At 57.2% G+C, this 13,178-nt stretch carries 8 protein-coding genes; all 8 read left to right on the forward strand.

The genetic code is table 11. The annotated features are described in order from the left end of the window. The first annotated feature begins 30 nt into the window (after positions 1-30). Positions 31-1,482 (forward strand): chromosomal replication initiator protein DnaA, encoded by a 1,452-nt coding sequence (gene dnaA, locus DTQ13_RS00005; RefSeq protein WP_154981439.1) that lies wholly within the window; start codon positions 31-33, stop codon positions 1,480-1,482. 74 nt (positions 1,483-1,556) lie between these two features. Continuing rightward, positions 1,557-2,681 (forward strand): DNA polymerase III subunit beta, encoded by a 1,125-nt coding sequence (gene dnaN, locus DTQ13_RS00010; protein WP_043560108.1) that lies wholly within the window; start codon positions 1,557-1,559, stop codon positions 2,679-2,681. A gap of 9 nt (positions 2,682-2,690) precedes the next feature. Continuing rightward, positions 2,691-3,791 carry a DNA replication/repair protein RecF gene (recF, locus tag DTQ13_RS00015; RefSeq protein ID WP_081563160.1) on the forward strand — a complete coding sequence of 367 codons (1,101 nt, stop codon included), beginning with the start codon at positions 2,691-2,693 and terminating at the stop codon, positions 3,789-3,791. A gap of 128 nt (positions 3,792-3,919) precedes the next feature. Then, positions 3,920-6,367, forward strand: coding sequence for a DNA topoisomerase (ATP-hydrolyzing) subunit B (gyrB, locus tag DTQ13_RS00020; RefSeq protein WP_248460652.1), 2,448 nt, complete (start codon positions 3,920-3,922; stop codon positions 6,365-6,367). Then, complete coding sequence (locus DTQ13_RS00025; protein ID WP_248460653.1) at positions 6,357-7,262, forward strand: hypothetical protein; 906 nt, start codon at positions 6,357-6,359, stop codon at positions 7,260-7,262. The genes gyrB and DTQ13_RS00025 overlap by 11 nt, the downstream gene beginning before the upstream one ends. A gap of 46 nt (positions 7,263-7,308) precedes the next feature. Next, complete coding sequence (gene glmU / locus DTQ13_RS00030) at positions 7,309-8,640, forward strand: bifunctional UDP-N-acetylglucosamine diphosphorylase/glucosamine-1-phosphate N-acetyltransferase GlmU (protein ID WP_192848213.1); 1,332 nt, start codon at positions 7,309-7,311, stop codon at positions 8,638-8,640. Beyond that, on the forward strand, positions 8,640-10,463 hold the full coding sequence (gene glmS, locus DTQ13_RS00035; protein ID WP_154981436.1) for a glutamine--fructose-6-phosphate transaminase (isomerizing): 1,824 nt from the start codon (positions 8,640-8,642) through the stop codon (positions 10,461-10,463). The genes glmU and glmS overlap by 1 nt, the downstream gene beginning before the upstream one ends. Before the next feature lie 129 nt (positions 10,464-10,592). Continuing rightward, positions 10,593-13,178 (forward strand): cation:proton antiporter, encoded by a 2,586-nt coding sequence (locus DTQ13_RS00040; RefSeq protein WP_043560096.1) that lies wholly within the window; start codon positions 10,593-10,595, stop codon positions 13,176-13,178.

Below are 13,178 nucleotides of genomic sequence, written 5' to 3' on the forward strand. Positions count from 1 at the left end.
GTGGAAAAAGCTCAGTCCCAGGACGCTGCTATGGCCTCTTCTGAAAATTCTGCTCTCAAGGCATCTTGGCTGCGTATCTGCGATCGCCTGAAAGGTGAGGTCGGCGATGTGGAATACAGGATGTGGATCCAGCGCATTACGTTGGGCCCGCTGGATGATGATGAAATTACCCTCTACCTGCCGGAACGTTTTCTGAGAGACTGGGTCCGTGCCCAGTATGGCCAACGCCTTCAGTCCCTGTGGCGTGAAGAGAATCCAGCTGTCCAGCATGTCGAATTACGGATCGACAAGAAAGCACAGCGTGCCGCAAAAACCGGGGATGATGCTCCACAGGCTGAAGAGGGCGGGGGGGCTGCGAATCTCTCCATCAGCGCCATGGCCAATGAAGATGCAGCGGCCCTGGATCGTGAAGAGGCCGTTGCAGCCACTTCGCCCTCGATGAATGAAGTGCGGAATGATCTTGCCGTCCCGCTGGACCGACGCTTCACGTTCGACAATTTCGTGGTCGGCAAGCCCAATGAATTCGCCTATGCCTGTGCAGGGCGTGTTGCGGATCATCCCGCCAGCCCCGGTTTCAACCCGCTCTTCCTGTACGGTGGCGTTGGTCTTGGCAAGACCCATCTCATGCACGCTATTGGCCTCAAGCTGATCAGCCGCGGGAACATCTCGGTCGCCTATATGTCTGCCGAGAAATTCATGTACCGTTTCATTGCGTCCATGCAGTCCAAATCCCAGATGGAGTTCAAGGAACAGCTCCGGTCGGTTGATGTGCTGATGATTGACGACCTCCAGTTCCTGATCGGGAAGAACAGCACGCAGGAAGAATTCTTCCATACATTCAATGCGCTGGTGGATGCAGGGCGGCAGATCATCGTCAGCGCTGACAAGAGCCCCTCTGATCTTTCCGGTCTGGAAGACAGGCTCCGCACACGGCTGGGCTGCGGTATGGTAGCGGATATTCACGCTACGACCTTCGAACTGCGCATTTCCATTCTGGAAGCCAAGGCCAAGGCCTCTGGCACGCCTGTCCCTCCCAAGGTGCTGGAATATCTGGCCCACAAGATCACCACCAACGTGCGGGAGCTGGAAGGCGCACTGAACCGCCTCATCGCCCATGCTGATCTGGTAGGCAGACCCGTCACGCTGGAATCGACACAGGATGTCCTCAAAGACATGCTCAAAGCTCATGAGCGCCGTGTTACGATTGATGAAATCCAGCGCAAGGTGGCCGAGCATTTCAATATCCGTCTGACCGACATGTCATCAGCCCGTCGTGCCCGGGCCGTGGCCCGCCCCCGGCAGATTGCCATGTATCTGGCCAAACAGCTTACAAGCCGCAGCCTCCCGGAAATCGGCCGGAAATTCGGCAATCGGGACCATACGACTGTCATGCATGCCGTAAACCGCATTTCGGAGCTCATGGAACAGGACCCCGGTCTGGCTGAAAGCGTCGAGCTGCTGCGCCACATGCTGGAAAGCTGAAGATGGCTTTTCAAGCATGTCCTTGTTTTGCTAGAGAGACATATTACTCTTCCCGATAAGGCTTTGGGGTTGTCATGAAGTTCACAGTTGATCGCGCGCCACTTCTGCGTGCACTGTCTCACATTCAGGGTGTCGCTGAAAAACGGAACACCATCCCCATTCTCGCCAATGTGCTGATGGAGCATGATGGCGAGGTTCTGCGCCTGACAGCGACGGACATGGAGATTGCCGTCGTCGAGGAAATTCCATCAGAGGCCACACATGCCGGGTCCGTCACTGTTCCGGCTGCCGTTCTCTTCGAGATCGTCCGCAAACTGACCGATGGTGCCCTGATCGAGTTCGAACAGAAGGATGCGGAAGGGCCCCTTCACCTCAAGGCCGGGCGATACGAGACGAGCCTGAACGTTCTGCCAGTTGATGACTTTCCGGCCATGGTAGCAGGCGATCTGCCTCATCATTTTGCCATTCAGGCAGGTGATTTGCGTCGGCTGGTCGACCGTACCCGCTTTGCCATGTCCAACGAGGAGACCCGTTATTATCTCAACGGCATCTATCTCCATATCGTACTGGTGGACAAAAAGAACCATCTCCGGGCTGTGGCGACAGATGGACACCGGCTGGCCAAGGTCGACGTTCCAGCGCCTTTCGGCGTAAAAGAAATGCCGGGCATCATCATCCCCCGCAAGACCGTAACCGAAGTTCGGAAACTACTGGATAATGATGGAGCCTCCGTAGAGGTGGCTCTTTCAGAGACGCGCATCCAGTTCCGTATCGGTTCCATCCTGCTGACCTCCAAGCTGGTGGATGGCACTTTTCCGGAATATACCCGTGTCATTCCCCAGTCCAATTCACGCATCCTGCGTGTTACCAAGCAGGATCTTGCGGCAGCCGTAGGTCGTGTGGCGGCCATCAGCCAGGAACGTTCCCGCCCGGTAAAGCTGACCATCACGAAGAACCATCTGACCCTCTCCGCAACCAGCCCCGATCAGGGCATTGCTCAGGAGGAGCTGGATGAAAACAGCGTCACCTACGACAATGACGACATGGAGATCGGCTTCCAGGCCCGTTACCTGACGGACATCACCGACCAGATTGACGCTGAAGCCGAGTTCGCCCTTGCCGACAGTTCATCTCCAACACTGATCCGCGATACGGCCGAACCTGCGGCTCTGTACGTTCTCATGCCCATCCGGGTCTGAACGATCTCCTTGAACCTGCACCGTCTGACATTAACGGATTTTCGTAATTACAGACGGTGCGTCTGGGAGCCGTCCGCCACCCTGTCCGTCCTGACAGGGGAGAATGGCAGCGGCAAAACCAATTTTCTGGAAGCCCTTTCCCTGCTTGCCCCGGGGCGGGGGCTTCTGGGCTCACCAGCTCATATGCTGCCCCGCCACGGAACAACCCAATGGGGCGTCGCCGCCCATCTGGAGCGGGAAGGACAACAGTTCCAACTGTCTACCGGCCTGACCGAGGGGCGGGGACGCCGCATCTTTCTCCTGGACGGAGAAAGAACACGGACCATGGCAGAAATTGCCCGACTTTATTCCTGCGTCTGGCTTACTCCGCAGATGGAACGTCTCTTTCTTGAAGGTGCTGGCAGCCGTAGACGGTTTCTGGACCGGCTGACCGTCGCTCTCCTGCCGGATCATACGCAGCAGCTCATGGCACATGAGCGGTCCGTCATGAGCCGGAACCGCATCCTGCTGGAACAGCCTGATGAAACGGCCTGGCTGACCTCCCTGGAAGAATCCATAAGCCGCCACGCAGTCGCCATAACGGCAGCCCGGCTGCATCTTCTCGAAACATTGGAAGAAACCCCTTTCGGCAATGAAGCTTTCCCCCAAACCCTTCTGGAGCTGCACTGCCCCATCGCCACAGCGCTGAAAGCCAGCCCGGCACTGGAAGTGGAAGACAAGCTCCGCCACGCCCTGCAACAGTCCCGCCTTCAGGACAAAGCCCGCAAGAGCACCTCTATCGGAGCACACAGGGCTGACATGAGCCTGCGGGACGCCATGACAGGCCGTCAGGCAGCACACTCCAGCAGTGGACAGAAGAAGATCATGCTCCTGAGCGTCATCCTCTCCCATGCCCATGCCATCAGCAGGGTCTGGGGGCAGGCTCCCGTCATCCTTCTGGATGAACCTTTGACCCATCTTGATGAACGGCGGCGGATCATCCTGATGGACAGTCTCTCTGCCCTGAAAACGACCACCATCCTGACAGGAACCGAAGCTGAACCTTTTTCTTCCATCAGAAACATTGCAGCTTTCTTTCATGTTCAGAATGGCGCACTCCATCCGGCATGAGGCGGCCAGAATATGGCCTTTTCTCACGGTTATTTCGGGATAACCCCGGTGACAGCACTGGTCAGGAAAGGCTTCTGACAGTATATTCACTCATCAAAGCTCTCAGCCAACCGGAGTAATGCGCAGGCATGTCAGAATCCCATAACCAGCCGGAAATTCAGTCTTCCGATCATGAGGAATATGGCGCCTCTTCCATCTCCGTCCTGCGGGGGCTGGATGCTGTCCGCAAGCGGCCTGGCATGTATATCGGGGATACGGATGATGGCTCCGGCCTGCATCACATGGTCTTCGAGATCATTGATAATGCCGTTGATGAGGTACAGGCAGGTTTCGCCTCCTACTGCATTCTCACTCTGAATGGGGACGGCTCTGTCACAGTCCGGGATAACGGGCGTGGTATCCCGACAGACCTGCACGAGGAAGAGGGGATCAGTGCGGCTGAAGTCGTGCTGACCAAACTGCATGCCGGGGGCAAATTCAATCAGAATTCCTACAAGGTTTCCGGCGGTCTGCACGGTGTGGGGGCTGCGGTTGTCAATGCTCTCTCCGAGACCATGGATGTACGCATCTGGCGACAGGGCAAGGAACATGCCATTCATTTCCGGCACGGTGAGCGTGTAGCTCCCTTGGCGGTCATCGGTGATTCGGACGAAGAAAACGGAACGGAAGTCACCTTCAAGCCGAGTGCGGAGACATTCTCCAAAACTGAATTCGAATTCAGCATCCTGGAGCGCCGTGTCCGTGAGCTGGCCTTCCTGAATTCGGGTATGAAGATCATCCTGCGTGATGAGCGTCACAGTGAGCCACGGGAGGTTGTCTTCCACTATGAAGGGGGGCTGACAGCGTTCGTCAAATGGCTCAACAGCTCCAAGACGCCACTGATCGACCCTCCCATCACCGGGGAGCTGCAGGATGAAACATCTGGCATCAAGGTGGAATTTGCTCTCTGCTGGAATGACAGCTTCCACGAGACCATGCTGTGCTTCACCAACAACATTCCCCAACGTGATGGCGGCACCCATCTGGCCGGTTTCAGGCAGGCCCTGACGAGGGCCGTCGGGAAATATGCCTCTCTGCTGGGCAACAAGAAAGAAACCAGCAATCTCACAGGTGAGGATATGCGGGAGGGGCTCTCCGCCGTTCTTTCCGTCAAGGTTCCCGACCCCAAATTCTCATCCCAGACAAAGGACAAGCTGGTTTCTTCCGAAGTTCAGCCTGTCGTGCACACCATTGCCGCCGACATGATCGGCCACTGGTTCGAGACGCATCCCAAGGAAGCCCGCATCATCATTGCCAAGATTGCTGATGCCGCCAGTGCGAGAGAGGCCGCCCGCCGTGCCCGGGAGCTGACACGGCGCAAAGGCGTTCTGGATGTCTCATCCCTGCCGGGCAAACTGGCCGACTGCCAGGAACGCAACCCGGAAGGGGCAGAGCTCTTCATTGTGGAGGGGGATTCTGCTGGCGGAACAGCAAAACAGGGACGGGACCGCCGTTTCCAGGCCATTCTGCCCTTGCGTGGCAAAATTCTCAACATTGAGCGTGCCCGCTTCGACCGGATGCTTGGCTCTGCCGAAATTGGCACCCTCATTACAGCCTTGGGCACGGGGATCGGTCATGGTCCGGCCGAGCAGGGGGGCTTCAATATTGACAAGCTCCGTTACCACAAGATTGTCATCATGACGGACGCTGACGTGGATGGCTCCCACATCCGCACCCTGCTTCTGACCTTCTTCTTCCGGCAGATGCCCCAACTCATCGAAAACGGCCATCTCTACATTGCCCAACCGCCGCTCTTCCGTGCCAAACGTGGACAAGAGGAACGCTACCTCAAGGATGAACCTGCACTGGACAGCTACTTGCTGGACAAGGCCCTGAGCAATGCATCCCTGACCTGCCATGACGGAACCGTACTGGACGGTGCGGAACTCCGTGACGTGATTGACCGTTGCAGCCGACTGGCACAGGACATGCGGGCACTTTCAGCCCGTGTCCCGCTCTGGATCATGGAGCAGGCGGCTGTCAGCGGGCTCATCAACCCTGATGCAGCGATCCGACAGAAAGCAGTCGATGGCTTCCTGGCCAGACTGGAAGCAGCATCTCCCGAAAATGAGCGGGGCTGGGAGGTGGAGGCCGACAGCCATGGCGTCACCTGCCGTCGTTTTCTCCGTGGTGTGGGAGAACGCTACACGTTTGAAGCCACACTGCTTCGCTCCAGTGAAGCACGCCGTCTTCTCGCGCAGTCCCAGTGGCTTGCTGAATTCTTCAGCAGGCCCGTGACATTGCAGCTTGACCAGAAGAATTTCGAATTTTCTGGCCCAGGCATGATGATGGAACAGATACTGGCCCAGGGGCGCCGTGGTCTGGCCATCAACCGCTTCAAGGGCCTGGGCGAAATGAATGATGAGCAGCTCTGGCACACCACGCTGGACCCGGCCACCCGGACCCTCCTGCAGGTGCAGGTTGGCGATGTCGAAGAAGCGGGGCAGGTTTTCTCCACCCTCATGGGGGATGTTGTCGAACCCCGTCGTGAGTTCATCGTGGATAACGCACTGAAGGTTGCCAATCTTGACGTCTGACACGCTTTCAATCCGCCGCTCCATCACTGGCCGCCTGCTGGCGGGCCTGACGCTGGCTTCTTCCTGTCTGCTGGCCCCGGGGGCTCTGGCAGAGCAGGCAGATGCGCCTGCACCGGCACCCTCACTGAAAAGCGCAGCCGACACCCTGCCTGCCGCACAGAACATACATCTCCGGTACGGTGTTTTCATTCATGGGTATCGTGCCTTGGGCGTTGATGCAGATTATGTCCTGCAACCTTGGGGCTACGGAGTGGAGACGCATCTTTATACCGTTGGTCTCGCCAGCTGGTTTTTGACACTGAATCTGCTGAGCAGTGCCCAGGGGCACTTCAACGGAGATAATGTTGCGCCGGTTTCCTTCAGCAACAGTGGATTTGCCCATGGCGAGGAAGAAAAAGCTCACATTGATTTTGATCTGACTGGCCCGCATGTGGCCGTCTTCCTGCCAGTAGACAAACAGCGGGAGCCATTGCCCGCTGCAGAGCTGAAGCAGTCTGTCGACATGCTCAGTTTTCTTGTTGCGCTGACACACCGGATGACGCTGAAACAGGACTGCACTTTCAGCAGACCTGTTTTCGACGGTATCCGTCTGTCCTATCTGGATGTTCATGGCCCCAGCCAGACGACCCTTCCCAAGGATCATGGGTCCTATTTTCGGGGGGACGCCCTGAAATGTGATTTCACGGGACGGCAGATTGGTGGTTTTTCCATCGGCACACGCTTCAAGGCCGCCCAGTCCAGTCCTCACAAAGGAACCGTCTGGTTTGTCCATGATCCTCAGGGCGGGTTCGTTCCAGCACGCATCGAATTCGATCACTACAAGATGGGGCAGATTCTTGTCGTTCTACAGGCAGCACCAAAAGTCTCTGCTGTCACACACACCCAGACCCGCTGAGCCTTCCCCTCATGCACCTGTCTTCATTCCATGGGAGGCCTGATCTATGAGTTCCATGACTACTGCCATCATTCTGGCTGCCGGTATGGGAACACGCATGAAGTCCCGGTATCCCAAGGCCATGCAGCGTCTGGGAAACCGCCCCATGATCTGGCATCTGATCGAAACAGCCCGGCAGGTCGTGGACCGCATTGTGGTCGTCATCGGCCCGGGAATGGATGATCTGGCCCGGCAGGTATCTCCCCACACAACTGTCATCCAGCATGAACGTCTGGGTACGGGACACGCCGCAAAAACAGGCGTGGATGGGCTGGAAGAGGGACGGGCTGTCATACTTTATGCTGATAACCCACTCCTGACAGCCGATACCATGCAGCGCCTGCTGGATGCCCAGGGAGAACAGGAGAACGTACTGTCCCTGTTGGGAATGCGCCCTGCTGTGCCCGGGCATTATGGGCGGATTGTGACAGGCCCCGATGGGCAGGTGGAACGGATCGTCGAGTTCAAGGATGCTTCCGACGCCGAAAGGCGCATTACACTCTGCAATGCAGGCATGATGTGTGCTGAGGTTGCGCAGCTGAAAGACTGGTTGAGCCGCATCACCCCCGAAAATGCCCAGAACGAATATTATCTGACGGATATCGTCGCTCTCGCAGCCCGGCAAGGACGAGTAAGCTGCGTCGAGGGGACGGAGGACGAGCTGGCCGGCATCAACTCCCGGGCCGAGCTGGCAGAGGCCGAAGCACGGCTCCAACAGCGTCTGCGCCAGAAAGCATTGCAACAGGGCGCCACCCTAATTGATCCATCCAGCGTCTTTTTCGACCCTGATACCATCATTTCTGCCGATGTGGTGATCGAACCCAACGTGTTCATTGGGCCTGGCGTCACTCTCGAAGAAGGTTGCGTAATCCGTGCCTTTTCACATCTGGAAGGATGTGTTGTGAAGCAGGGCGTCGTGATTGGCCCTTATGCCCGGCTGCGTCCTGGCACTGTCTGCCATGAAGGCAGCCACGTCGGCAATTTCGTGGAACTCAAAAACACGACTCTGGGGGCCGGAAGCAAGGCAAATCATCTCAGCTATCTGGGGGACAGCCAGATAGGTGCGGGGAGCAATGTTGGCGCTGGCAGCATAACCTGCAATTATGATGGCGTCTTCAAACACGGAACCGTTATTGGGGAAGGCTGCTTCATAGGGTCCAATACCATCATGGTGGCCCCCATCCAGATTGGCGATGATGCCATGACAGCGGCAGGCAGTGTCATCACGCAGGACGTTCCCGCCGAGGCCCTTGCATTCGGGCGGACACGGCAGGACAATAAGGCAGGCAAGGGGAAGGCTCTCCAGCAGGCACTGCGGAAGAAGAAGGAACAGGGCTGATGTGTGGTATTTGTGGCGTCGTCGGACACCGTCCTGCTACTCCGATCGTATTTGAAGGGCTCCGTCGGCTGGAATATCGCGGTTATGATTCTTCCGGCATTGCGACCGTGGAGCATGGTCGGCTCGCACGTTGCCGGGCTGCCGGAAAGCTGGATAATCTGGCCAAGGCTCTGGAGGAAACACCCCTTTCCGGTACCACAGGTATTGGCCATACCCGTTGGGCAACCCACGGAGCACCAACCACCAACAATGCCCACCCGCACAGGGTCGGAAAAGTGGCGATTGTTCATAACGGTATCATCGAGAATTTTTCAGACCTGAAGAAAACCCTTGAAGCCGGGGGGCGTACCTTCGAGACTGAAACAGATTCAGAAGCCGTCGCCCATCTGCTGGATGAGCATATCCAGAACGGTCTGCCTCCCAAGGAAGCTGCTTTTGCAACCATCCGTCAGCTCCAGGGTGCTTATGCCATTGCCATGATCTTTGAGGGACATGACAATCTCCTCATCGGGGCCCGTCATGGCGCTCCTCTGGCTATTGGCTACGGCGAAGGGGAGATGTTCCTCGGGTCGGACAGTCTCGCCCTAGCACCGCTCTCCAGCCAGATATCCTATCTTGAAGATGGGGACTGGTGCGTGCTGACACGGGAGCATGTCGAGATTCTGGACGGGCAGGGCAGGGCTGTTGAGCGGCCGATCCAGACAGCCTCCCTGACAACAGGGCAGATTGGCAAGGATGGGTACCGGCATTTCATGGAGAAGGAACTCCATGAACATCCCGTAGCCATTGGCCAGACGCTCCAGCGCATCATCGACCCTGTCACACGCCGCATTGCTCTGCCAGACATGCCATTTGATGCCAGTACGCTGTCCCGTGCTACGATCACGGCCTGTGGTTCAGCTTTTTATGCTGGCATGGTCGGCCGCTACTGGCTTGAAGAGCTGGCCCGGCTGCCGGTTGATATTGATGTAGCCTCCGAGCTGCGCTACCGGAACCCGCCACAGCCTGACAAGGGGCTGGCACTGCTCATATCCCAGTCCGGTGAAACAGCCGATACACTCGGGGTGCTGAGGGAGCTCAAGACGGCTGGGCAGAGCATCGTCTCCATCCTGAACGTGGAACATTCCACCATGGGCCGGGAGAGTGATCTGGTTCTGGGCATGGTAGCCGGACCAGAAATATCAGTTGCCTCCACCAAGGCATTTACGGCCCAGCTTGCCGTGCTTGCTGCCCTGACCATCGATTTTGCCCGCCAGCGCAACCTGCTGGATGAAAAACGGGAACGGGAGCTGACAGACAACCTGCTGGACCTTCCATCCCATGCCATGGAAGTTCTGGGCCTGTTCGACCAGATACGCACCATGGCACGGGTGATTGCCCAGGCCAGGGACGTCCTTTATCTGGGACGTGGAATCTGCATGCCTGTTGCCCAGGAAGGGGCGCTGAAGCTCAAGGAAATCAGCTACATCCATGCAGAAGCCTATGCCGCTGGAGAGTTGAAACATGGTCCCATCAGCCTGATCGACCCCAGTGTTCCTGTCGTGGCGATCGCACCTTCCACCATCCTGTTTGACAAAACACTTTCCAACCTTCAAGAAGCCCGGGCCCGTGGGGGACGCATTCTTGTCTTTACCGATGACAAGGGGGCTGAACGGCTGAAAGACATTGCAGAACACATGGTCATCCTGCCGGATGTCAGTGCCTTCGTGGCGCCCATCCTCTACACCATTCCGGTACAGATTCTGGCCTACGAAGTTGCCCTGCTGAAAGGTACGGACGTGGACCAGCCCCGCAATCTGGCCAAGTCCGTTACCGTGGAGTAACGACGACGCCCCGTTAATGCTTCAGAAAGGTGGAAAGCAGGTAATAACCCCCTGCAAGGCTTGCCTGACAGGGGTTTTGCGCTTACTCTCCGGGCAGCGTGATCAGAGGGTGAAAAAAGGGGATATCAGATGGAAATAGGGCTGGCAGCTGTACTTCTGACCCTGGTTTTCCTCCTTTTTCTCATCAGCTTCATTCCGCCCCTGGCCAAGAAGATCAACCTGCCTGAAACGGTCATCATTGCCGTATTGGGGATAGGGCTGGGGGCAGCGTCCTCTCTCGTCAACAATTCCATGGGGCTGGACCTGCTGGAAGGACCGGCAGGGGCTCTCCTGTCATTCCCCATCAGCAGTGAGGGCTTCCTGCTCATCTTCCTGCCACTCCTGGTCTTTCAGGGGGCCATGGGGATCAATGTCCGCAGTCTGACCCATGAAATCGCCACGGTGCTGCTACTGGCCATCGTGGCTGTCATTGTCTCCACAGCGACTATTGGCTTTGCCCTCTATCCCTTTGCACAGCAGAGCCTCGTTGCCTGCCTCCTGCTGGGGGCCATCGTGGCCACGACAGATCCTTCTGCCGTGGCCAGCATTTTCCGTGAGATCGGCGCAGCGGCCCGCCTAAGCCGCCTTGTGGAAGGGGAAGCCCTGCTGAACGATGCAGCGGCCATTGCCATTTTCACCATCCTGGTATCGGCCATCACCGCCCATCACCAGATCAGTTTCAGTGAAGCCTGCATAGATTTTCTGACCAACTTTGCCGGAGCCGTCATCATCGGTGTGTCAGTCGCCCGACTGGCCCTCATCATGATTACTGCCATCAGCGGATTCCCCGCAGCTGAGATCACACTCTCCCTCGTGCTGCCCTATGGGGTTTACATCCTCTGTGACGATATCCTCGGGTTTTCCGGTGTGGTCGCCACGGCCTCTGCCGGTCTGACCATTTCGGCTTTTGGTCCATCCACCTTCCGTCCCCAGACGTGGCGCTTTCTCCGGGAATTGTGGGAACAGATCGAGTTCTGGGCCAGTACGCTCGTCTTCATGCTAGCGGCCATGCTTGTCCCCCGTATGATGATCGGCATGACAAAGTGGGACCTTCTGCTGATCTTCATTGCCAGTCTGGCAGGGCTGATCGCCAGAGCAGCCGTCATCTTCGGCCTCCTTCCTCTCCTGATCCTCACCAGACTGTCGCCACCTGTTCCATTACGCTTCAAGACCACCATGGCCTGGGGTGGCCTGCGTGGCGCCATCACGCTGGCGCTGGCACTTGCTGTCAATGAAAACCCGCACATCAACGATTCCATCACCCATTTTGTCGGGATCGTAGCTACCGGATTTGTACTGACCACACTTCTCATCAATGGCACGACGCTACGCTCTCTGGTTCTTTTCCTGAAGCTCGACAGGCTGTCCCCCATTGATGAAGCTCTGCGAAACCAGATCATCGGTATCGGTCTCAGCCATGTGGCTCAGCGTGTGGCCCATGTGTCTGATGAACTCAGTTTTGGTGCCCGGACACGGGGCGGGGTCATCAGCCGGCTTGAACAGCGTGCCGAAAAGGAAAAAGCCAGCAACAATTTTGAGACAGCACTGACCGACAAAGATCGCGTCAACATGGCCCTGCTGACCATTGCCAACCAGGAGCGGACCCTGCTGCTGGACCTTTTCCGGGTTCAGGGAATGTCCAGCCGTCGGGTGATCGAGACCCTGCTGCGCGCTACAGAGGCCATCGTGGATGCCACCCAGCTGGAGGGACGGTATGGCTACGTCAAGACACGCCGCAAGAGTCTTCAGCCTTCCTGGCGTCTCCGCCTGGCACAGATGCTGCACAGGCGCTTTCATATTGATCGCCCGCTGACCGCCTGCATGATGGAGCGTTTTGAAACGCTGATCATTTCCCATCTGGTTTCCACATCCCTGATACGCTTTGTCCGGGAACGCATGGAACCCACTCTGGGACTCCGTATTACGGAAATCGTGTCTGAAGTGCTGGGACGGCAGCGCAAACTGCTGGATGATGCCCTGGCAACACTGAGGCTGCATTATTCCGGCTATTCAGAAGCGCTGGAGGGACGTCTGTTGCGCCAGATAGCCCTTCGTCTGGAAGATGAAGAATATGCCACTCTGGCAAAGGACAACCTCATCTCGCAGGAACTGCATCGGGAGCTTCATAAGTCGATCGAACGACAGAGGAATCGGCTGGACACGCCGTTACGCTTCAACCTGCGCAGTGGCATTGAGCAGCGTCTGAGGTCTTTCCCTGCCTTCAACGGGGTTCCAGATGCAGCCCTTCATGAACTGGCGGGCCGGGTCTTCATCTGTTTCCTCTCGCCAGGGGAGATACTGATCCGCAAAGGCGAGCGCATCCGCACGATCTATGCGCAGGTGGCAGGTCTTGTAGAAACATCCACCAGCACGGAAACCCAGGAAGTCATGCTGGGAGCAGGAGACCTGATTGGCGCCAACAGCCATATTCAGGGACAGAGAGCGCATAATACGGTCCGCTCCCTGCAATTTTCCCACATGCTGGCCATTCCAAAAGCTGATTTTGACAGGCTTCTGCAAGCCTTTCCCATCGTGAAGCGTCAGATCATGAAGCGGCATGACATGAGGCTGAAGGGCTCTCTCGGAGCCAACGTGGTCATTACCAGAGAAGGCAACACCATCTCTCCAGCCCATGAAGCCGGTTTCATCATTTCGCCGATCGTGGAAAAACGCTGA

It is taken from the genome of Parasaccharibacter sp. TMW 2.1888 (genome assembly GCF_023167265.1).
Classification (GTDB): domain Bacteria; phylum Pseudomonadota; class Alphaproteobacteria; order Acetobacterales; family Acetobacteraceae; genus Bombella; species Bombella apis.

What these genes read in the sequence shown, in the direction of transcription:
- dnaA (WP_154981439.1), top strand. Translation starts at nt 31, where the DNA reads ATGGCCTCTTCTGAAAATTCTGCTCTCAAGGCATCTTGGCTGCGTATC.
- glmS (WP_154981436.1), top strand. Translation starts at nt 8,640, where the DNA reads ATGTGTGGTATTTGTGGCGTCGTCGGACACCGTCCTGCTACTCCGATC.
- DTQ13_RS00040 (WP_043560096.1), top strand. Translation starts at nt 10,593, where the DNA reads ATGGAAATAGGGCTGGCAGCTGTACTTCTGACCCTGGTTTTCCTCCTT.
- glmU (WP_192848213.1), top strand. Translation starts at nt 7,309, where the DNA reads ATGAGTTCCATGACTACTGCCATCATTCTGGCTGCCGGTATGGGAACA.
- dnaN (WP_043560108.1), top strand. Translation starts at nt 1,557, where the DNA reads ATGAAGTTCACAGTTGATCGCGCGCCACTTCTGCGTGCACTGTCTCAC.
- gyrB (WP_248460652.1), top strand. Translation starts at nt 3,920, where the DNA reads ATGTCAGAATCCCATAACCAGCCGGAAATTCAGTCTTCCGATCATGAG.